The sequence below is a fragment of the Streptomyces sp. NPDC000404 genome, assembly GCF_040300365.1.
Lineage (GTDB): Bacteria > Actinomycetota > Actinomycetes > Streptomycetales > Streptomycetaceae > Streptomyces > Streptomyces ramulosus.
In genome coordinates, this window is the sequence record NZ_JBEPDN010000007.1 from 103,376 (window position 1) to 123,663 (window position 20,288).

General features: G+C 70.2%; 20 protein-coding genes and 1 tRNA gene. 12 read left to right on the forward strand and 9 right to left on the reverse strand.

Annotation, left to right across the window (positions count from 1 at the left end; all coding sequences use genetic code 11):
- Window positions 1-17: 17 nt before the first annotated feature.
- The 3 genes from ABT345_RS15005 to ABT345_RS15015 all read left to right on the forward strand — a co-directional run bounded on the left by ABT345_RS15005 (window position 18) and on the right by ABT345_RS15015 (window position 1,549).
- A complete protein-coding gene (locus ABT345_RS15005; RefSeq protein WP_345089668.1) occupies window positions 18-590 on the forward strand; it encodes a Uma2 family endonuclease in 573 nt (190 codons plus the stop codon).
- Between the two features lie 49 nt (window positions 591-639).
- The gene (locus tag ABT345_RS15010; protein WP_345088780.1) at window positions 640-1,044 is read left to right on the forward strand and encodes a TIGR03618 family F420-dependent PPOX class oxidoreductase; all 405 of its coding nucleotides are present in this window, start codon (window positions 640-642) and stop codon (window positions 1,042-1,044) included.
- A gap of 100 nt (window positions 1,045-1,144) precedes the next feature.
- Window positions 1,145-1,549, forward strand: a complete 405-nt coding sequence (locus ABT345_RS15015) for a hypothetical protein (RefSeq protein ID WP_345088783.1) — start codon at window positions 1,145-1,147, stop codon at window positions 1,547-1,549.
- A 133-nt stretch (window positions 1,550-1,682) separates the two neighbouring features.
- On the opposite strand, the gene ABT345_RS15020 is transcribed toward ABT345_RS15015, so the two are convergent.
- From ABT345_RS15020 to dnaK, 4 genes are read right to left on the reverse strand one after another with little or no spacing between them, the layout of a single operon-like run.
- Complete coding sequence (locus ABT345_RS15020; RefSeq protein WP_345088787.1) at window positions 1,683-2,132, reverse strand: heat shock protein transcriptional repressor HspR; 450 nt, start codon at window positions 2,130-2,132, stop codon at window positions 1,683-1,685.
- Between the two features lies 1 nt (window position 2,133).
- Window positions 2,134-3,312, reverse strand: coding sequence for a molecular chaperone DnaJ (gene dnaJ / locus ABT345_RS15025; RefSeq protein WP_345088790.1), 1,179 nt, complete (start codon window positions 3,310-3,312; stop codon window positions 2,134-2,136).
- 45 nt (window positions 3,313-3,357) lie between these two features.
- Window positions 3,358-4,020, reverse strand: a complete 663-nt coding sequence (gene grpE, locus ABT345_RS15030; RefSeq protein WP_345088793.1) for a nucleotide exchange factor GrpE — start codon at window positions 4,018-4,020, stop codon at window positions 3,358-3,360.
- Window positions 4,017-5,870 (reverse strand): molecular chaperone DnaK, encoded by a 1,854-nt coding sequence (dnaK, locus tag ABT345_RS15035; RefSeq protein ID WP_345088796.1) that lies wholly within the window; start codon window positions 5,868-5,870, stop codon window positions 4,017-4,019. The genes grpE and dnaK overlap by 4 nt, the downstream gene beginning before the upstream one ends.
- A gap of 319 nt (window positions 5,871-6,189) precedes the next feature.
- On the opposite strand from dnaK, the gene ABT345_RS15040 reads away from it, so the two are divergent.
- The 3 genes from ABT345_RS15040 to ABT345_RS15050 all read left to right on the forward strand — a co-directional run bounded on the left by ABT345_RS15040 (window position 6,190) and on the right by ABT345_RS15050 (window position 10,205).
- Entirely contained in the window at window positions 6,190-8,472 is a 2,283-nt protein-coding gene (locus ABT345_RS15040; protein ID WP_345088799.1) for a heterodisulfide reductase-related iron-sulfur binding cluster, read from the forward strand.
- 149 nt (window positions 8,473-8,621) lie between these two features.
- On the forward strand, window positions 8,622-9,125 hold the full coding sequence (locus tag ABT345_RS15045; protein ID WP_345088802.1) for a GNAT family N-acetyltransferase: 504 nt from the start codon (window positions 8,622-8,624) through the stop codon (window positions 9,123-9,125).
- Between the two features lie 174 nt (window positions 9,126-9,299).
- Entirely contained in the window at window positions 9,300-10,205 is a 906-nt protein-coding gene (locus ABT345_RS15050; RefSeq protein WP_345088805.1) for a Yip1 family protein, read from the forward strand.
- A gap of 148 nt (window positions 10,206-10,353) precedes the next feature.
- Here the strand turns inward: ABT345_RS15050 and ABT345_RS15055 are convergent, their stop codons facing one another.
- From ABT345_RS15055 to ABT345_RS15070, 4 genes are all read right to left on the reverse strand, one after another.
- Complete coding sequence (locus ABT345_RS15055) at window positions 10,354-11,931, reverse strand: ricin-type beta-trefoil lectin domain protein (protein ID WP_345088808.1); 1,578 nt, start codon at window positions 11,929-11,931, stop codon at window positions 10,354-10,356.
- A 171-nt stretch (window positions 11,932-12,102) separates the two neighbouring features.
- Window positions 12,103-12,600: a phosphoribosyltransferase gene (locus ABT345_RS15060; RefSeq protein ID WP_345088811.1), complete on the reverse strand. Its 498-nt coding sequence runs from the start codon at window positions 12,598-12,600 to the stop codon at window positions 12,103-12,105.
- A 122-nt stretch (window positions 12,601-12,722) separates the two neighbouring features.
- Window positions 12,723-13,298 (reverse strand): dCTP deaminase, encoded by a 576-nt coding sequence (gene dcd, locus ABT345_RS15065; protein WP_345088814.1) that lies wholly within the window; start codon window positions 13,296-13,298, stop codon window positions 12,723-12,725.
- A gap of 233 nt (window positions 13,299-13,531) precedes the next feature.
- Window positions 13,532-13,717: a hypothetical protein gene (locus ABT345_RS15070; RefSeq protein ID WP_345089704.1), complete on the reverse strand. Its 186-nt coding sequence runs from the start codon at window positions 13,715-13,717 to the stop codon at window positions 13,532-13,534.
- Window positions 13,718-13,977: 260 nt separating this feature from the next.
- On the opposite strand from ABT345_RS15070, the gene ABT345_RS15075 reads away from it, so the two are divergent.
- Together ABT345_RS15075 and ABT345_RS15080 are read left to right on the forward strand one after the other, a co-directional pair.
- A tRNA-Gly gene (locus tag ABT345_RS15075) sits at window positions 13,978-14,051 on the forward strand.
- A gap of 220 nt (window positions 14,052-14,271) precedes the next feature.
- Complete coding sequence (locus tag ABT345_RS15080) at window positions 14,272-15,012, forward strand: hypothetical protein (RefSeq protein ID WP_345088817.1); 741 nt, start codon at window positions 14,272-14,274, stop codon at window positions 15,010-15,012.
- A gap of 404 nt (window positions 15,013-15,416) precedes the next feature.
- On the opposite strand, the gene ABT345_RS15085 is transcribed toward ABT345_RS15080, so the two are convergent.
- A complete protein-coding gene (locus tag ABT345_RS15085) occupies window positions 15,417-16,115 on the reverse strand; it encodes a hypothetical protein (RefSeq protein ID WP_345088820.1) in 699 nt (232 codons plus the stop codon).
- Between the two features lie 248 nt (window positions 16,116-16,363).
- Between ABT345_RS15085 and ABT345_RS15090 the strand changes: the two genes are divergently transcribed.
- From ABT345_RS15090 to ABT345_RS15105, 4 genes are all read left to right on the forward strand, one after another.
- On the forward strand, window positions 16,364-17,845 hold the full coding sequence (locus tag ABT345_RS15090; RefSeq protein WP_386460233.1) for a phytoene desaturase family protein: 1,482 nt from the start codon (window positions 16,364-16,366) through the stop codon (window positions 17,843-17,845).
- 345 nt (window positions 17,846-18,190) lie between these two features.
- Window positions 18,191-18,547: a hypothetical protein gene (locus ABT345_RS15095; RefSeq protein ID WP_345088825.1), complete on the forward strand. Its 357-nt coding sequence runs from the start codon at window positions 18,191-18,193 to the stop codon at window positions 18,545-18,547.
- Window positions 18,544-19,188 carry a DUF5819 family protein gene (locus ABT345_RS15100; RefSeq protein WP_345088828.1) on the forward strand — a complete coding sequence of 215 codons (645 nt, stop codon included), beginning with the start codon at window positions 18,544-18,546 and terminating at the stop codon, window positions 19,186-19,188. Before ABT345_RS15095 ends, ABT345_RS15100 begins: the two co-directional genes overlap by 4 nt.
- The gene (locus ABT345_RS15105) at window positions 19,185-20,279 is read left to right on the forward strand and encodes an HTTM domain-containing protein (protein WP_345088831.1); all 1,095 of its coding nucleotides are present in this window, start codon (window positions 19,185-19,187) and stop codon (window positions 20,277-20,279) included. Before ABT345_RS15100 ends, ABT345_RS15105 begins: the two co-directional genes overlap by 4 nt.
- Window positions 20,280-20,288: the final 9 nt, after the last annotated feature.

Below are 20,288 nucleotides of genomic sequence, written 5' to 3' on the forward strand. Positions count from 1 at the left end.
GGTGCAGCATGACGGCTATGGCATACGAGCCGACGGCGACCGACCAGCAGACCCTCCTGGACTTCTTCCTCGGCATGGACACCCCCCATGGGTTCCGCGCCGAGTTCATCGAGGGGGAGATCGTTGTGTCACCGCCGACCGACGGGGATCACGAGGACTACCTGAGCACGCTGGTCAGGCAGCTAATCCGGTCCCCGGCGACCGAGATGGATGTTTCGGGGAACAAGGGCCTGGTTCTGCCGAGCGGAGGGCGGTGCACCAAGAACCACGTCATCCCCGACGCCACGGTTGCACCGCGTCGCCTCCGCCGCTTCCGGGGCGCCGAGCCCTGGATGTCACCCGACGGCGTCGCCCTTGTCGTCGAGGTGACCAGCAGCAAGGCGGAGGGGGACCGCATCGCCAAGCGCCACTGCTACGCCCGCGGCGCCCTCCCCCTCCATCTCCTCGTCGACCGCGAGACCTCCACGGTCACGCTGTTCAGCGAACCCGAAGGCGACGACTACCGCGAGTCCCACTCCGTCGCCTTCGGCATGCCGCTGCCGCTCCCCGCCCCCTTCTCCTTCACTCTGGAGACCGGCGACTTCCTCTGAGCCGCGTACGGCGAGGAGCGGCCCGTCGCCCGTTTCGTACGCTTCCCCCATGGCCCACGATCTCGCCGCCCTCAGCCCCGCCTACCTCGCGTTCTGGGGTGAGCACGTCATGTCGACGCTGACCACACCGCGGCGCGACGGATCCCCGCACGTCGTGCCGGTCGGCGTGACGTACGACGCGGAGCAGCGGATCGCGCGGGTCATCACGCGCGGCGGCTCCACCAAGGCGCGCAACGTGCTGGCCGCCGGGGCGGACGGGGCGCGGGTCGCGGTCTGCCAGGTGGCCGGGCGGCGCTGGGCGACGCTGGAGGGGATCGCCCGGGTGCGGACGGACGCGGCGGCGGTCGCGGACGCCGAGCGCCGGTACGCCGAGCGGTACGGCCGGACGCCGACGCCCAACCCGGAGCGGGTGGCGATCGAGATCACCGTGACCCGGGCGCTCGGCAAGGCCTGAGCGGGCACGACGCGGCTTGTGCGGCGGGTGAACGCGCCGTTACCGCGGGCGCCGTACGCCGGTATCGTCGCCCGCACACCGACCCCGCCCGGAGGGCACGATGAACCCGGTCCGCGCCACCGCCCTCGCCTGTCTGATGCCGCTGTCGGAGCTGGGCGACGAGCCCTTCCTCGTCGACGACCGCGGTCAGCACGCGATGTGCGAACGGTGGGCGGCGGCCCGCGGCTACGCCCTCACCTGCCGGCTGAGCCTGCACCGGCTGCCCGCCGGCCACCCCACGCTCTGGCGCGATGTGGACCGCGGACTGGTCGATGTCTTCGTGGCCCCGCACCGCCGCGCGCTGGAGCACGCGGTGGACGACGCCGACGCCTTCGCCGCCCGCTGCGCCGCCGCCGGCGTCCGCCTGGCCACCGCCGACCTCGACGAACCGGTCTACGACCGCACGCTGACCTCGGGCGTCCACCGCCGCCTGTCGATGCCGACGGCGGGATACGGCGGACGCTGAGCGGCGGCAGACCCGGGCGGCCGGGCGGACCGCGAGGCCCCGGACACAACCGGCCCGCGCGCCCCGGCCCCGGACATGCGAAAGGGCCGGGTCGCCCCGGCCCTCTTCGCCGCTCACCACCGCACCGCGGCGGTCACTCGCCCCGCTTGGGGCGCCACACCACCAGTGCGCTGGTCTGCTGCACATCCTGATACGGCACCAGATCGCGGCGGTAGGACGCGTGCACCGCGGCCTCCCGCTGCCGCATCGCGCTGGCCGCGCCCTCCAGGGCTCCCTGGAGTTCGGCGACCCGCTGCTGGAGGGCCGTGACCTGGTTCTCCAGCTCGATGATGCGCTTGATGCCGGCGAGGTTGATGCCCTCGTCCTGGGACAGCTGCTGCACCGTGCGGAGCAGTTCGATGTCCCGGGCGGAGTACCGGCGGCCCCGCCCGGCCGTGCGGTCGGGCGAGACCAGGCCCAGCCGGTCGTACTGACGCAGGGTCTGCGGATGCAGGCCGGAGAGCTGAGCCGCGACGGAGATGACGTATACCGGCGAATCTTCGGTCAGTTCGTACGGATTCCGACGGTGACCCCGGCTGTCCATCTCATGCTCCCTTCGCGGCCTGGAACAGCTCCGCCCGCGGATCCTGATCCGCGGTCGCCTCGCGATAGGACTCCAGCGACTCCTTCGCCTTGTCGCCGAGGTCCTTGGGAACGATCACCTCGACGGTGACCAGCAGGTCACCCCGGGTGCCGTCCTTCCGCGTCGAGCCCTTGCCCCGCGCCCGCATGGTGCGGCCGTTGGGCGTACCCGGCGCGATCTTGAGCGTGACGGGCGGGCCGCCGAGCGTCGGCACCCGCACCTCGCCGCCGAGCGCCGCCTCCGGGAAGGTGACCGGCACCGTGACGGTGAGGTTGTCGCCCTTGCGGCCGAAGACCGGGTGCGGCTGGACGTGCACCACGACGTAGAGATCGCCCGCCGGACCGCCGTGCTCGCCGGGCGTGCCCTTGCCGCGCAGCCGGATGCGCTGCCCGTCCAGGACGCCCGCCGGGATGCGGACCTGCATCGTCCGGGCGCTGCTGGCCCGGCCGCTGCCCTTGCAGACCTCGCAGGGGTTCTCCGCGATCAGGCCGCGGCCCTTGCAGTCGGCGCACGGATCGGTGAGCGAGAAGCCGCCGCCCGCGCCCCGGCTGACCTGACCGGTGCCCACGCAGGTCGGGCAGACCCGCGGGGTGCCGTTCTTGTCGCCGGTGCCCGAGCACGCCTTGCACGGCTCCTTGCTGGACATCCGCAGCGGGACCGTGGCCCCGTCCACCGCCTCGGTGAAGCTCAGCGTCACCTCGGACTCGATGTCCTGCCCCCGCCGCGGCTGGGTACGGGTGCCCGCCCCGCCGCCGCGGTTGAACAGGCCGCCGAAGACGTCCCCGAGGCCCCCGCCGAAGCCGCCGCCACTTCCCTGCTGGCCCGGCGTGCCCCCGAAGAGGTCGCCGAGGTCGAAGTTGAAGTTGCCGCCGCCCCCGCCGGGACCGGGACGGAAGCCACCGTTGCCGAACAGCGCCCGCGCCTCGTCGTACTCCTTGCGGCGCTTGGGGTCGCCGAGGATGTCGTTCGCCTCGGAGATCTCCTTGAAGCGCGCCTCGGCGCCGGAGTCACCGGTGTTGGCGTCCGGGTGGTTCTCCCGGGCGAGCTTGCGGTACGCCTTCTTGATCTCGGCGTCGGTGGCGTCCTTCGGGACGCCGAGGACCTTGTAGTAGTCCTTCTCGACGAAGTCCTTCGTGCTCATCCCCGACGTCCCTCCTTCCGTGTCTTCTTCTCTGCCGTCCGCACGTCAGCCCTCGTCCGGGCCACCGTTTTCCTCGTCCGAAGCCTTGGCGCCGTCCTCGGATGCGGACTTGCCGGCCTGCGCACCCGGCTGCGGCTCGGCGACGGCGACCCGCGCGGGGCGGATCGTTCGCTCACCGATGCGATACCCGGGCTGCAGGATGGCCACGCACGTGGTCTCCGTGACGTCCGGTGCGTACGAGTGCATCAGGGCTTCGTGGATCGTCGGGTCGAAGGGCTCGCCCTCCTTGCCGAACTGCTGCAGGCCCAGCTTCGCGACCACGGTCTCCAGCGATTCGGCCACCGACTTGAAGCCGCCGACCAGCTCGCCGTGATCGCGGGCGCGGCCCACGTCGTCGAGGACCGGGAGCAGCTCGGACAGGAGGTTCGCCGCGGCGATCTCCTTGACCGCGACGCGGTCCCGCTCCACCCGGCGCCGGTAGTTCTGGTACTCGGCCTGGAGCCGCTGGAGGTCCGCGGTGCGCTCGGTGAGCGCGGAGCGGGCCTGGTCCAGCTGCGCGGTGAGCGCGACGTCCTGCGCGCCCTGCTTGTCGTCCCCGGCCGGGGCCGAGCCCGCCTTGTCGGCGGACTCGGCTCGTGCCGCGTCGTCAGCTGCGGACTCGGCGGAGACGTCGGGCTTCTCGTCGAAGCCCGGGGTCTCCTCGGTCACGCCGCACCGTCCTTCTTGGGCTTCTCGTCGTCGACGATCTCGGCGTCCACGACGTCGTCCTCGGCCTTGGCCTGGCCCGCACCGGCGCCGGCGGCACCGGCCTCGGCGCCCGCGGCCTGGGCGTCGGCGTACATGGCCTGGCCCAGCTTCTGCGAGACGGCAGCGACCTTCTCGGTGGCGGTGCGGATCTCGGCGGAGTCCTCGCCCTTGAGCTTCTCCTTCAGCTCGCCGACGGCGGTCTCGACCTCGGTCTTCACCTCGGCGGGAACCTTGTCCTCGTTGTCCTTGAGGAACTTCTCCGTCTGGTAGACGAGCTGCTCGCCCTGGTTACGGGACTCGGCGGCCTCGCGGCGCTTCGCGTCCTCGTCCGCGTACTGCTCCGCCTCCTGGCGCATGCGGTCGACCTCGTCCTTCGGCAGCGAGGAGCCGCCGGTGACGGTCATCTTCTGCTCCTTGCCCGTGCCCAGGTCCTTGGCGGTCACGTGCATGATGCCGTTGGCGTCGATGTCGAAGGAGACCTCGATCTGCGGGACACCGCGCGGGGCCGGCGGCAGACCCGTCAGCTCGAACATCCCGAGCTTCTTGTTGTACGCCGCGATCTCGCGCTCGCCCTGGTAGACCTGGATCTGCACGGACGGCTGGTTGTCCTCGGCCGTCGTGAAGATCTCGGAGCGCTTCGTCGGAATCGTGGTGTTCCGCTCGATGAGCTTGGTCATGATGCCGCCCTTGGTCTCGATACCGAGGGACAGCGGGGTGACGTCGAGGAGCAGAACGTCCTTGACCTCGCCCTTGAGGACACCGGCCTGGAGGGTCGCGCCCATGGCGACGACCTCGTCCGGGTTGACGCCCTTGTTGGCCTCCTTGCCGCCGGTCAGCTCCTTGACGAGCTCGGCGACGGCCGGCATACGGGTCGAACCGCCGACCAGGACCACGTGGTCGATCTCGGACAGCGAGATGCCGGCGTCCTTGATGACGTTGTGGAACGGGGTCTTGCAGCGGTCGAGGAGGTCCGCGGTCAGCTGCTGGAACTGCGAGCGCGTGAGCTTCTCGTCCAGGTGCAGCGGGCCCTCGGCGGAGGCGGTGATGTAGGGAAGGTTGATCGTCGTCTCGGTGGAGGACGACAGCTCGATCTTCGCCTTCTCGGCGGCCTCGCGCAGGCGCTGGAGCGCCATCTTGTCCTTGGACAGGTCGACGCCGTGGCCGTTCTGGAACTGCTTGACCAGGTGGTCGACGACGCGCTGGTCCCAGTCGTCACCACCGAGGTGGTTGTCACCGTTGGTGGCCTTCACCTCGACGACGCCGTCGCCGATCTCCAGCAGCGAGACGTCGAAGGTGCCGCCACCGAGGTCGAAGACCAGAATGGTCTGGTCGTCCTTCTCCAGGCCGTAGGCCAGCGCGGCCGCGGTGGGCTCGTTGACGATGCGCAGGACGTTCAGACCCGCGATCTCACCGGCCTCCTTGGTGGCCTGGCGCTCGGAGTCGTTGAAGTAGGCGGGGACGGTGATGACCGCGTCCACAACCTTCTCGCCCAGGTACGCCTCGGCGTCACGCTTGAGCTTCTGCAGGATGAAGGCGCTCATCTGCTGCGAGTTGAAGCCCTTGCCGTCGATGTCGACCTTCCAGTCGGTGCCCATGTGGCGCTTGACCGACCGGATGGTCCTGTCGACGTTGGTGACCGCCTGGCGCTTCGCGACCTCGCCGACCAGCACCTCGCCGTTCTTGGCGAAGGCGACGACGGACGGCGTGGTCCTGGCGCCCTCGGCGTTGGTGATGACGGTGGGCTCACCGCCTTCGAGAACACTGACGACGGAGTTCGTCGTGCCCAGGTCGATGCCGACCGCACGTGCCATGTCGATTCCTCCAGCTGACTTGAGTGGAACGGACTCAAGCATGCATGAGCCCCGGAAACCTGTCAACAGACTTGAGTCGCGACCGCTCAAGTTTTATGTCGGCCTTATCCTCAGTGGCGTGATCAAGGCGCGCGGCACGGGGTGCGCCGCCCGTCCGGCAGGCGCCCGCCGGCCTCGCGCGGGGGCGCCCGCGCGACGCAGATCACCGGCCGGGCGGCTTCATGGGGCCCGGGATACTGGGTAACCTCAGCGCAGACCCGAAAAGTTACTGCTTAGTAGTCGCAGTAGTCCCCGCTCTCGCAGGCCCGAGGAGCCATCAATGCAACTCGCCGCGATCATCGTGTCGCTGGTCCTAATCGCGGTCGGCGTCGCGCTGTTCGGCCGTGCCATCGCACAGATCTACCGCTTCGTACGGCTCGGCCAGAACGTCCCCGCCGGCTCCCGGACCGACGACCCGAAGCAGCGCACCGTCACCGTGGTCAAGGAGTTCCTCGGCCACACCCGCATGAACCGCTGGGGCGTCGTCGGCGTCGCGCACTGGTTCGTGGCGGTGGGCTTCTTCTCGCTGCTGCTGACGATCGTCAACGCCATCGGCCAGCTCTTCAAGGCGGACTGGATCCTGCCGGTCATCGGCGACTGGGCCCCGTACAACGTCTTCGTCGAGTTCATCGGCACGATGACGGTGCTCGGCATCCTCGTGCTGATCGTGATCCGCCAGCTGAGCAAGCCGGGGAAGCCGGGCCGCAAGTCCCGCTTCGCCGGCTCCAACTTCGGCCAGGCGTACTTCGTCGAGACCGTCATCCTCGTCGTCGGCGTCTGCATCTTCATGCTGCACGCGCTGGAGGGCGCCCAGCACCACGTCGACGGCTACGAGGCGTCGTTCTTCATCTCGTACCCGGTCGTCAGCTGGCTGGAGGGGATGGACGTCGCGACGCTCCAGAACCTCACCTACTTCTTCGCCGGGCTGAAGATCGCGACGTCCTTCATCTGGATGATCACCGTCGCGCTCAAGACCGACATGGGCGTCGCCTGGCACCGCTTCCTCGCCTTCCCCAACATCTGGTTCAAGCGCGAGGCGGACGGCGACGTCGCGCTCGGCGCGCTGCAGCCGATGACCAGCGAGGGCAAGGAGATCGACTTCGAGGACCCGGGCGAGGACGACCAGTTCGGCGTCTCGCAGATCGAGCACTTCTCCTGGAAGGGCCTGCTCGACTTCTCCACCTGCACCGAGTGCGGTCGCTGCCAGTCGCAGTGCCCCGCCTGGAACACCGGTAAGCCGCTCTCCCCGAAGCTGCTGATCATGGCGCTGCGCGATCACGCCCACGCCAAGGCGCCGTATCTGCTCGCCGGTGGCGGCAAGGATGCCGAGGGCGCGGAGAAGGCGACCGCCGAGCAGCTGGCGGACGTCCCGGCGGCGGCGCTGGCCGAGGCCGAGCGCCCGCTGATCGGCACGCTCGAAGAGGGCGGCGTGATCGACCCGGACGTCCTGTGGTCCTGCACCACCTGCGGCGCCTGCGTCGAGCAGTGCCCGGTCGACATCGAGCACATCGACCACATCGTCGACATGCGCCGCTACCAGGTCATGATCGAGTCCAGCTTCCCCAGCGAGGCGGGCACGATGCTGAAGAACCTGGAGAAGAAGGGCAACCCCTGGGGCCTGGCCAAGAAGCAGCGCCTGGCCTGGACGAAGGAGGTCGACTTCGAGGTCCCGGTCGTCGGCAAGGACGTCGAGGACCTCACCGAGGTCGACTACCTCTACTGGGTCGGCTGCGCCGGCGCCCTGGAGGACCGCGCGAAGAAGACCACCAAGGCCTTCGCCGAGCTGCTGCACATCGCGGGCGTGAACTTCGCGATCATGGGCGGCGACGAGAAGTGCACCGGTGACTCCCCGCGCCGCCTGGGCAACGAGTTCCTCTTCCAGCAGCTCGGCGCGGAGAACGTCGCCACGCTGAACGCGGCGTTCGGCGAGTCCCTCAACGAGGAGGGCGAGGTGGACGAGTCGACCAGGAAGCCGAAGTCCTCGAAGAAGATCGTCGCGACCTGCCCGCACTGCTTCAACACGATCGCCAACGAGTACCCGCAGCTCGGCGGCGAGTACGAGGTCATCCACCACACGCAGCTGCTCCAGCACCTCGTGGACGAGGGCAAGCTGGTGCCGGTCACGCCCGTCGAGGGCCTGATCACGTACCACGACCCCTGCTACCTCGGCCGGCACAACAAGGTCTACACACCGCCGCGCGAGATCATCGCCAAGGTGCCGGGCCTGCGGAACGAGGAGATGCACCGCCACAAGGAGCGCGGCTTCTGCTGCGGCGCCGGCGGCGCCCGCATGTGGATGGAGGAGCGCATCGGCAAGCGGATCAACAACGAGCGGGTCGACGAGGCGCTCTCCCTCAACCCCGACATCGTCTCGACCGCCTGCCCGTTCTGCCTCGTCATGCTGACCGACTCGGTCAACGGCAAGAAGAACGACGGCAAGGCGAAGGAGTCGATCCAGGTCGTGGACGTGGCGCAGCTGCTCCTCGACTCGGTCAAGACGCCCATCGACCCGGCCGACGACGCCCCGGCCGAGGACGCGCCGGAGCCGGAACCGGCGAAGTGACGCCAAGGCCCGTGGCCCCCTAGGAGCCGGGTTTCCCCGACGGCCGGTCCGCATCAACCTCACCTCGATGCGGACCGGCCGTCGGCGTATCAGGGGCGGGCCCGGAAAACCGGGCGACGCCCGCCCCGCCGTCCGGCACGATGGCGGCCATGACCTCTGCCCCGGCACCCGACGCGCGCCCCGGCGGCGCCACCCCGCACGACGGCGTCCGCATCCGCCGCGCCACCACGGCGGACGCCCCCGCCGTCGCCCGTGTCCACCGCGAGTCCCGGCGGGTCACCATGCCCTACCTCCCGCCGCAGCGGCGCGACCTCGACGACGTCATCGGCTGGGTCCGCGACCATCTGCTGCCCGGCTGCACCACCTGGGTGGCCGAACGCGGCACGGAGATCATCGGCTACGCCGCCGTCCGCGACGACGTGCTCGAAGACCTCTACCTCCACCCGGACGAGCTGCGCCGGGGCCTGGGCACCCGCCTGCTCGAAACGGCGCTCGCCCACCGCCCGGACGGCCTCACCCTGCACGTCTTCGAGGCCAACACCGGCGCCCGCGCCTTCTACGCCCGCCACGGCTTCACCACCGTCGCCTCCGGCTCCGACAACATGGAGGGCCTGCCCGAGCTGACCCTGCACCGCGGACCGGCTCCCCGCTGACGCGCCCTTCCCATCAGGGGCGTCCCCTAGGGGTCATGGCCGGTTTGCGCAGGTAGGGGTGTCCGGTTCCCCCTAGGGGATGTCACAGCTCGGCAGCAAAGGCCCTCCCTTGTCCCCGGGCCACCACGGGGACCGCGCGGAGCAGGTACGTTCGAGGGCGTGGCTGGATTCAGGATGGGTCGCGGACAAGATCCCCGCGCCGCGCACGACAGGCAGCAGCAGGGGCAGCAGGCGCCGTACGGGCAGGGACCCTACGGGCAGCAGCCCCCGCCCCCGCACGCCCAGTGGCAGCAGCCGCAGCCCGGGCAGTACGGCGGGCCGGGCGCCACGCAGCCGGACCGCCCCGGCGAGCCGGAGTACTTCGGCGACGGCGGCTACCAGCAGCCGTACACCCCGTACTCCACCTCCGACGCGCCCGGCCACACCCAGCAGTTCAGCCTCGGCGAGGCGGACGCGTACGGGCAGCAGCCCTATGGCGACGACGGGCAGTACGACGACGGCGGCGTCTACCGCGCCGGGCAGAGCACCGCGCCGTCCGGCCCCCGGCTGCACTGGAAGCAGCTGCTGCCCGGGATCGTGCTGCGGCCGGTCGAGACGTTCTGGCAGATGCGCGACCACCAGGTCTGGGCGCCCGCGCTGATCGTCTCGTTCCTCTACGGGCTGCTCGCGGTCTTCGGCTTCGACAAGGCGCGCGAGGACGTCCTCAACGCCACGCTGGGGCAGAGCATCCCGTGGGTGCTGATCACCGCCGTGATGTTCATCGTCGGTGGTCTGATCCTCGGTGCGGTCACCCACACCCTCGCCCGCCAGCTCGGCGGCGACGGCGCCGCGGCGCCCACCATCGGCCTGTCGATGCTGATCACGGCCATCACGGACGCGCCCCGGCTGCTGTTCGCGATGTTCCTCGGCGGCGACAGCACGCTGGTGACCATCCTGGGCTGGCTGACCTGGCTGGCCTCCGGCTTCCTGCTGACGCAGATGGTCAGCAAGTCCCACGACCTGCCGTGGCCCAAGGCCCTGGGCGCCTCCGCGATCCAGCTGGTCGCCCTGCTCGCCCTGGTCAAGCTCGGCACGCTCTGACCGTACGGCGGCCTGCGCCCGTTTCACGTGAAACAGGCGCCGTGGCCCGTACGGACCGAAGGGCCCCGCCCCCGGAACACCTCCGGAGGCGGGGCCCTTCGCCGTGCTCGACGGACGCCGCGACCGGCAGGCGCCGCGATCGACGGGCTCAGCCGCGGGTGAACTTCTGCGCCGCCGACCCGTCGCAGCTCTCCAGCCGCAGCGGGTCCTTCGCCGCCCGCAGCGTCAGACAGAGCGCGGGGGCGGACGCCGGACGGTAGGTGCCGCCGCTCTCGGTGAAGCGCTGGTTCTCCGCCCCGGAGCAGTTCCACACCACCAGCGCGGCGCCCGCCTCGTAGCGGCCGCCGGGCACGTCCAGGCAGCGGTCATGGGTCAGCTCGGTGTGCAGCGACCGCTCGCCGGAGTCGTACCACCAGCCCTGGTTGCGCTGCCCGAGGCAGTCCCAGCCGCCGACCGCGGTGCCGTTGGCGGAGGCGCCGCCGGTGAGATCCGCGCAGGTCCCGGTGGCCGCGTTGCGCAGCGGGCGGAACGCGTCGTCCCAGGCGCCCGGGTAGAGCTGCGGCTTCCCGGTGCTCGCCGGGTCGGCGCAGGACGCCTCGCGCAGCCCGCTGTCGTAGAACTGCGTCAGGCAGGCGGCGAAGGCGGCGTGGCCCCGCGCGTTCGGGTGGAAGGACTGCCGCACCGAGTTGGCGTCCGGCGGGAACGGGTTGGCGACGTCCACGTAGAGGCCGCGCGCCCAGGTGTCCTCCGTGCAGACCTCGTGGCCGTGGAAGAGCCGCGAGGTGTCGAGGTACTCCGCGCCCGAGGCGTTCGCCGCCTTCCGCACCCCGCGCTCGAACGCCGGGACCGCGGTGTTCCGCCCCCACGCCGAGTCGGAGGTGTAGCCGGTGCAGCCGCCCGGGAGCTTGCCGGGGAAGTTCGGGTTGTCGGTCATGTCCGGCCCGATCGGGCTCGGGTACGACATGAGCACGAGGCGGTAGTCGCCGTCGCCGTACCCGGCGTCGCGCATCACGGTCCGCAGGTCACCGACGGTCTGCTCGACCTTCGGGACCAGAGCGTCGACCCGTGCCTGCCAGCCCGGCTGGTACTTCGGCTCGCAGGTCCCCTGGAGCGTCAGCCACCGCGTCACGCAGTCCGTCATCACCGGCCCGAACTGCAGATCGTCGTTGGCGCCGACCATCAGCACGATCATCTTGACCCGGGTGTTCCGCGCCGCCGCGGCCAGACTGTCGCTCTGCACCTCCTCGTCCGCGTACTGCTTGTCCCCGCCGATCACGATGTTCCGGCTGTACGCGCCCGAGCAGGCCACGTTGTACGTGACGTCCGCCGGGACGCCGGTGCGGTGGATCGCCGAGTCCGGCGAGCGGTGGCACCAGTTGTCCGGCCCGTTGGTGCCCGGCTCGTACGTGCCCACGCCCTCGCCGGATATCTCGCTGTCGCCCAGCGAGATCAGCGAGGTCTTCCGCTCGGCGAGCGGCCGCACCGCCGGGTCGCCGTAGAGCCGGGTGGCCTCCCGGGCGCGGGCCGCCTCCACCCGGGGCGCCAGCGGCGCGCCGGCCCTGGCCTCGGCCTTCGCCGCCGGTTGCGCCGCCGCGGGCGCCGCGACCGCCGCGCCCGTCCCGCCGCCGGTGCCCAACGCCACGGCCAGCGCCGCGACGGCGGCCACCGGCCACCGCCTGCCGATCCGCCCCGGTCCCGCCCGCCGCACCGTTCTCGCCCGTGCCATGAGGTCTCCCCTCCGGTCCGCTGTTACCGCCGGTATTACCGCCGGTTTCTACTCGGCGGGAGGGGACGGCGGAACGCCCGGAGCGGTATTGGCCGAAAACCTGCGCGCGGGAACGCCGGAGGGGCCGCGGCACGATGCCACGGCCCCTCCGGGATGAGGTTCGTCCGTCCGTCAGGCGTCCAGCACCTGGTTGTCCCGGCGGACCACCGGCGGCTGCACGGACCAGGGGAAGTTGATCCAGTCGTCGGTCCGCTTCCAGACGTACTCGCACTTCACCAGCGAGTGCGACTTCTCGTAGATCACCGCGCTGCGGACCTCCGCGACGGTGTCCTTGCAGAAGTCGTGCACCAGCTTGAGCGTCTTGCCGGTGTCGGCGACGTCGTCGGCGATCAGCACCTTCTTGTCGCTGAAGTCGATGGCGTTCGGCACCGGCGCCAGCATCACCGGCATCTCCAGCGTGGTGCCCACGCCGGTGTAGAACTCCACGTTCACCAGGTGGATGTTCTTGCAGTCCAGCGCGTACGCCAGACCGCCGGCGACGAAGACGCCACCGCGGGCGATCGACAGCACGATGTCGGGCTCGAAGCCGTCGTCGGCGATCGTCTGCGCCAGTTCGCGGATCGCCCCGCCGAACCGCTCGTACGTCAGGTTTTCCCGTACGTCACTCACGAATCTCTCTCAGACCTTCTCTGTCTTACGCCCTGTGCGCGCCACGCCCCGGGGCGCAAGCCCCGCCTTCGCACGCCGTACGCCACCCCCGCCGGCACACGCTCGCTCCGGCGGGCATGCCTTCACACCTGAGTACGGTGGAAATTCTTGAAGGACCGCGACGGGGTCGGCCCCCGCTGGCCCTGGTACCGGGAGCCGTACCGCTCCGACCCGTAGGGGTGCTCGGCCGCCGACGTCAGGCGGAACATGCACAGCTGCCCGATCTTCATCCCCGGCCACAGCTTGATCGGCAGCGTCGCCACATTGCTCAGCTCCAGGGTCACGTGCCCGCTGAACCCCGGGTCGATGAACCCGGCCGTCGAGTGCGTCAGCAGCCCCAGCCGTCCCAGCGAGCTCTTGCCCTCAAGCCGGGAGGCCACGTCGTTCGGCAGCGTGATGACCTCGTACGTCGAGGCCAGCACGAACTCGCCGGGGTGGAGGATGAACGCCTCGTCCCCCTCCGGCACGACCTCACGCGTCAGGTCGGCCTGCTCCATGGAGGGGTCGATGTGCGGGTAGCGGTGGTTCTCGAACACCCGGAAGTAGCGGTCGAGACGGACGTCAATGCTGGACGGCTGCACCATCGACTCGTCGTAGGGGTCGATGCGCACCCGGCCGGCGTCGATCTCGGCCCGGATGTCCTTGTCTGAGAGAAGCACGGGGACGAGGATACGCGCCCACCCGCGCGGACCCCACCTGTGACGGGGTGGGCGTGACCTGCGCAACTCAAGGGCCGCGGCGCCCGCCGGGGACGGGCGCCCGCGGCCGGAGCCGGCCGCAGTCGGAGCCGGAGATGGTGACGGCCCGGCCCCATCGGGACCGGGCCGTCACCCGTCACTCCTGCTTCCGTCGGTTCCGGCCCGCCGCGGCGCCTGCCGGGCGGGCCGCCGGGCTACCGCTTCGCGTACTCCACCGGGACCGCATTGCGCAGCCGCGCACAGCGCGGGCACCGCAGCAGCCGCCCGGGACCCAGCCGGTCGGTGGTCTGCATCGGGAACGAAGCGGTGCTGAACACGTGCCCCTCGGCACAACGGACGACGGTGCGCTCCATCAAGTCCTCTCCCAACTGCGTGGACAACGAAAGCCACATTAGGGGATCAACCGGGCGCTTCCTCCAGCGGCACTCCGCCACCCGGAAGCCCCCGCCGAGGACCATGAATCCACCCCGCGCACCGACCGGGGAACCACCCCACCGTACGCCCCAACTCCCGCACCCCACACCCGCTTCGCACGACCGGGGCAGCCGCTCCCCACCACCCGCCGGAGGGCTCCGCACACGCCGGTCAGCCCATGAGGTACAGTGTCCGCAGTTATCTCGCCGCACATTCCGGCGATTTCGCGGGTGTAGTTTAATGGTAGAACATGAGCTTCCCAAGCTCAGAGCGCGGGTTCGATTCCCGTCACCCGCTCCATAGTTGAGGCCCAGGTCGAAGACCCGGGCCTTCTTCGTTGGCTGGACCTGTCGAGGACTGTCGTCTCCTCCGCGTGCCCCATCTCGCGGGAATGCCCAGCTCGGAGGACACGCGGCGCACCATCTCGCCCCACCTGCGCCGAAGCACCTGCCGAGAGGATGGCCACCTGCCTCGGTAATCGACCCGCCCAAGGCCGGCCGCGTGGCTAGCGTGTGGCCTCATGACCGACGCCGTACCCTCCGGGGCGGACCTCCTGACGTATCTGAACCGTCTGGAGTTGCGTTTCGACTCGTCCGCTTCCTGGGTCGCATCCGATGCCCACGACGATCCCGCAACCCTGGAATGGCACTGCCGCGCCGTCCTGCCCCTGTGGGAGCCGGACGACGAGGAGACCGAAGCCGTCAACGCACGGCTCTTGGCCCCTGGCGTATCGCTGGCTCAGTCGTCCCATAGCGAGGGCCAAGAACTGACGGTCCTCTCGATGTCCGGTCTCACAGTGGACCTGTGGCGCGTAGGAAGCATCTATGTGTCGCTGGACGCGCGCGACGCCGACTATGCGCACTTCATGCCGCTCTTCGAGGAGGCGGGGGAACTCGGCCTGCACCCCGATCTGGAGGAGGGCCTGATGAGCGGCGACCAGGTAGTCATCATCGACCGGGTTCGGATCGCACCGGCATGGCGCGGGTTGGGCGGGGTCGGCCGGTTGTTGATCGGCCGACTGCTCCGCTGGACGGCCGGCAACGCGGCGCTCGTGGCGACACATCCGTACCCGATCGACATCCCTGTCGGCGAACGGGAGGACATGGCACGGGAGGCACGGGAAAAGGCCGTGGTCCAGCGCACCTGGCGGTCCTTGGGGTTCGAGCCCTTCCGTGAGGACGTCTGGGTGATGCAGCCGCATCTGAGCGCCCATGGCAACGCCGTCGAGCGCCTGGAGACCGCATTCACTCAGCACCTCTGAGCCCTCCCGTACGGCCACACCAGAAGGCACCCGCTTCTCAAGGGCATGGCTGAGTTCCCATACCTGCTCGACGAAGCCGAGGCTCGTTCTCGCTGGGCCCAGAAGTGCGCCACGGAGGTATCGACCTTGCCCATCGGCCCCGGAGGCATACCGGCTGGCCGTCCTCCCTCTCGACGAACAGGTCCGCATCGTCTGGCGCATTCCCGAACCCGCGGCGCAGGTTCGGTGAGTGAAGACAGGGGCCCAGTGGCTTGCAGCGGATTCGCAGTCGGCTCAGCAGTGGACTCAAGCGGCCTGCCGGATGATGCCCCGTACGGACGTTTCCCCCAGGCCACCGGCCCGGGGCTTCTTTAATGTGTGCGGCCGCCCCGCCGCGGTGGCGGGGCGGCCGCAGTGGGCTGTCTTCAGCGCAGTCGATCGAGATCGACGCTCCGTTCCGGGGGCGGGGCCGTGGCGTGGACCGGTTTTCCCCGGTCCGTGAAGGTTGCGGTGACGGTGCCTTCGCCGTGCTGGAGGATTCTGATGGGTTCGCCGCGTCCCGCCATGCTGATCTGCACGGCGTTGTCTTTGCCGCTGGCCGTCTCCGCCTGCCGGCCGTCCACGTCCACGGGGTCGCTCCCGGCGAACGGGCCGGAGCCGACCTCCCGGGCGAGAGTCCGGTGGAGGCCCGCCAGGTCGCACAAGGACGCCGTGTCACTCAGCTGCTCGTCGCGTGTACTGCCGTGCAGATAGCGGTCCTTGAAGGGGGGCGGGGCCGCGCTGCCGCCGCCGAACTGCGCCTTCCAGAGCGCTTCGTCGGGTTTGAGCCAGAACTCCTTCCGGACCTTGATGACGTCGGCGGCGCCGTCCGCGGAGATGATCCGGCCCGTGCAGCTGCCGCCCCGGTCCACCCTCAGGTCCACGCGCATCGCCTCGGAGCCGGTCCGCTCCAGCCTGACCCGCACGGAGGGGGCCGTACGGATGCGCTCCATGGCACGGGACGCCAACTCGTCAGGTGTGGACTGCCGCTGGGGCTGGGAGGCGGAGCAGGCGGTCGCGCCCAGAAGCACCGCGACGGCTGCCGTCAGGGCGCCGCCGCCGTTGCGTACAGATCTGCGTGCCATGGCCCCACACCCCGTTCGTCCGCCCGCTCCGGTGCGGGACAACGCCGCCGCGCGACCGCCCGCCGCGGCGGGGCGACGCCGGCCGTCGGCTCTCCGGTTCCGTCGGTCCGCCATCCTTGCGGCGCGGTGGGACCTGCGGCAACGCCCCATGGACAACTGACACGATGCTGCACCCGGGCCGTCCGCTTGCTGACGCGGTGACGCGTCGGAGCCGCCCGCTGCGCTGGCATCGTTTCGGTACGAGGTGCATGAGGACCGAGGCCGGGAGGCGCGTGGTGAACGATCCGGATGTGGCGATCGTCGGTACCGGCCCCAACGGGCTGGCCGCCGCGGTGACCATGGCGCGGTCCGGGCTGCGGGTCGCGCTGTACGAGCAGGACGAGGACATCGGCGGCGGGCTGCGCACCAAGGCGCTCTTCGACGACGACGTGCCGCATGACATCTGTGCGGCCGTCCACCCGATGGCCGGGGCGTCCCCGTTCTTCCGCGCGTTCGACCTCGCCGCACGCGGCGTCGAGCTGCGGCAGCCGGAGATCGGCTACGCCCACCCGCTGGACCACGGGCGGGCCGCGCTGGCTCACCGGGACCTGGCGGAGACCTGTGCCGGGCTGGGCCCGGACGGGGCCGCATGGCGGCGGCTGATGCGGCCGCTGCTGGAGCACAGCGCCGGCGTGGTCGACCTCGTGCTGTCCGACCAGCGCGCCCTGCCGCGGGACCGCCGAGCCGCGTCGGTGCTGGCCCGGCGCGCCCTCGTGCACGGCAGCCGGGCGGGTGCGCGCGGCTTCCGTACCGAGGAGGCCGCCGCGCTGCTGACCGGGGTGGCGGCACACGCCGTGGGGCGGCTGCCGAGCCTCGCCTCCGGGGTGGTGGCGCTGCTGCTCGGCCACCTCGCCCACGGCAGCGGCTGGCCGCTGGTCCGCGGTGGCAGCGTCCGCATCGCCGAGGCGCTGGCCGCGGACATCCGCGCGCACGGCGGGGTGCTCCACACCGGACGGCGCATCGACGACCTGCGGGAACTGGGCTCACCCCGCGCCGTGTTGCTCGACGTCGGACCGCGAGCCTTCGCCCGTCTGGCGCGCGGGCGGCTGCCGGCGGGGTACGCCCGGAGCCTGGCCCGCTTCCGGTACGGGCCGGGCGCCGCCAAGGCCGATTTCCTGGTGAGCGAGCCCATACCGTGGGCCAACCCCGCCGTCGGCAGGGCGGGGACCGTGCATCTCGGGGGCACCCGGGCGCAGATGTGGCGCCAGGAGACGCTGACGTCACGGGGTGTCGCCACGGATGAACCGTTCGTCCTCGTCGTCGACCCGGCCGCCGTCGATCCCTCACGGGCGCGACCCGGGAGACGGCCGGTGTGGGCCTACGCGCATGTCCCGAACGGTGATCCCACCGATCCGCTGGAGCGGGTGCGGGCACGTATCGAACGGTATGCGCCCGGATTCACCGACACCATTCTCATGCAACGCGGTATCAGCGCCCGGGATTACGAGCGGTACAACCCCAACTACGTGGGCGGCGACATCGGTTCGGGCGCGATGACGCTCGTCCAGAGTGTGCTGCGCCCCACTCCGCGCCTCGATCCGTACCGCACCCCGATTCCCGGTGTGTACCTGTGTTCCGCGTCCACACCGCCGGGCCCCGGGGTGCACGGAATGGCGGGGTATCTGGCGGCGCGCTCCGCGCTGCGCCGTGAGTTCGGTGTCCGTACGCCGGGCTCTCTGGCACCTCGGTGACAAGAAGTTGATCCCCCGGTTCAGCATGCTGTCGCCGTCCGCTCTGGAATTCGAACCCCGGCGGCTGGCATTGTTCTTTTCACCGGGAACGGTCCGCCGAAACAGATGACTGCAGAGAATTCACATGACCTCACCGAGGGCATGAGGCAGCATCACGAAGGCGCGATTCGGCGCCTTCCGTAAAGCTGGAGCGCCGATTCAAATTTCCGTCACAGATGTTCAACGGGGGTTTTACGAAGATGGCGCAGGCTGTTTCGACGGTATGTCCCGCCACGGAGCGAAGGGGGCGGGACGTCAACGGATGGCAGTGACCCGGGATCTGGAAACCGAATAAGGGGAGAGAACATGAAGAAGATTGTTGCAGCAACCGGCCTTGCCCTGGGCGCCACCGCCATGGTGCTCACCACGCAGGCGTCGGCCCAGGCCGTCGAGCCGGTCAAGCCGGTGACGCAGCAGACCGCCACCGTCAAGGCCGGGCAGCCCGCGCCGGCCGCGATCGGCGGTCTGGTGAAGGCTGCCAGCAAGGTCGGCAAGGCTGCCAAGAGCGCTGCGGAGAAGGGGTACGTCCACGCCAAGGCGGCGGCCGGCACCAAGGCCATCCGTAACGCCGTGGGCAACATGACCAAGATCTCCAGCGTGGGCAGCGCCGCCAAGTCGGGCGCCGGCAACGTCTCCTCCGTCGAATCGATCTTCGACAAGTGACGGGTCACCCTGTGGCCAGGAGGGCAGTGCTGCTGGCCGGCGCTGCCCTCCTGGGCGTCTACTTCTTTCTGGCCGCCTTTTCCCAGGCACCGCTGAGCCCGGCCAAGATCCGGTATGCCGACAAGGTCAACGAGGCCCTCAGCCCCTATCTCTCCCAGGACTGGATGCTGTTCGCTCCGGACCCGCTCGCCGACGACCGTGGAATTCTCGCCCGGGCCGCCTGCGCCGACGGCAGGAGCACCCCCTTCTACGACGTCACCAATCCCTATATCGAGCGCACACAGCGCGACCGGTTCTTCCCCTCACGTATGTCCCGGATCGTCTCCAGCGGACTCCAGTCCCTGAACAACACCGACCCGGTCCTGAACCGGATACGTCAGCAGGAATCGGAGAAGAAGAAGCCCGTACTGCCGCCCATGCCGTTCGAGGAGCGCAGCCACAAGGACACCGTCCGTCTCCTTTCCCGCTATTCGCTCACGCAGCTGCCGGACGCCTGCGGGGGAAAGCCGGAGAAGATCCAGGTGCGCGTCTACATACACGAACTCCGCCCGTGGTCGAAGCGGCACGATCCCGTGGCGAAGGCGAAGGAAAGCGTTCAGGCGGAGGATCTGGAGTGGTGGAAGGTGAGTGAACTGCGGTGAGGCAGAAGCTGAGTTCACTTGTCGCGGGGCTGGACCGGCTGACCGCGTCACCGGCCGCCGTGACCGGCGTCTCCGGCACCCGGGCCCTGCTCGGATTCGTCGGTTTCATGTTCTACGCGAGCCAGTACGGCGAGCGGAGCTATCTGTTCGGCCCCGACTCCGTCTACCCGTGGCGGGACTTCATCGAGGGGCTGCACGAGAACGGGACGTTCAGCCTCTACGCGCTGAGCACGTCCGGCGCGTGGTTCGACCTTCTCTTCCATCTCGGGATGCTCACCGCGCTGGCGGTCACCCTGGGGGTCGGCGGCCGGCCCGTGCTCGCCCTGCACTGGGTGCTCCTCTGGTCGGTCTACCAGCGCCAGCCGCTGATCCTCGACGGCGGCGACAACCTGGCCTGGATCGTGCTGCCCATGCTGCTGCTGACCCGCTGCTACGACCGGTTCTCCCTCTCGCCCGGTCTCCTGCGGCGCTGGTCCGCGCGCGTTCCGGACGTGGTCCGCGCGGTGTCGCCGGCGCTGCACAACCTGGGTGTCGCGGCGATCGGTGTCCAGATCTGCCTGGTCTACCTCGTCAGCGGTCTGTACAAGGTGCAGGGCAAGATGTGGCAGGACGGGACGGCGCTCTTCTACGTCCTGCGCATCCCGGAGTTCGAATGGCCCGGCGTCTCACGGCTGTTGTACGAGAACGATCTGCTGGTCATCGTCGGCACCTATGCCGCCACCCTGTTCATGGTGTACTTCCCGGTCGGCATCCTGGTGCCGCGGCTGCGTCCCTGGGCGGCGCTCGGCTCCATCGGACTGCACGTCTCCATCGCCCTGTTCATGGGCCTCACCGGCTTCGCGCTGACCATGGTGGCCTGCGACCTGATCTTCCTCAGCGGCGGGATCGAGAACCTGCTGCGCCACGCCCGCCGCGCGGGCGGACGGGCCGGGCGGGCGCTACGGAACCGAACCGGCTGGCCGAAAGCGGCGGTTGGGCCGGTCACGGCGGACGGTGGAGTGAACACTGTGGTGACGACGTACGACGAGAAGATGGGGTCGATCAGTGGCAGACACGAGCAGGCCGGCCGTCCCTCCCCCCGGTCCGTCTGAGCAGCCGGA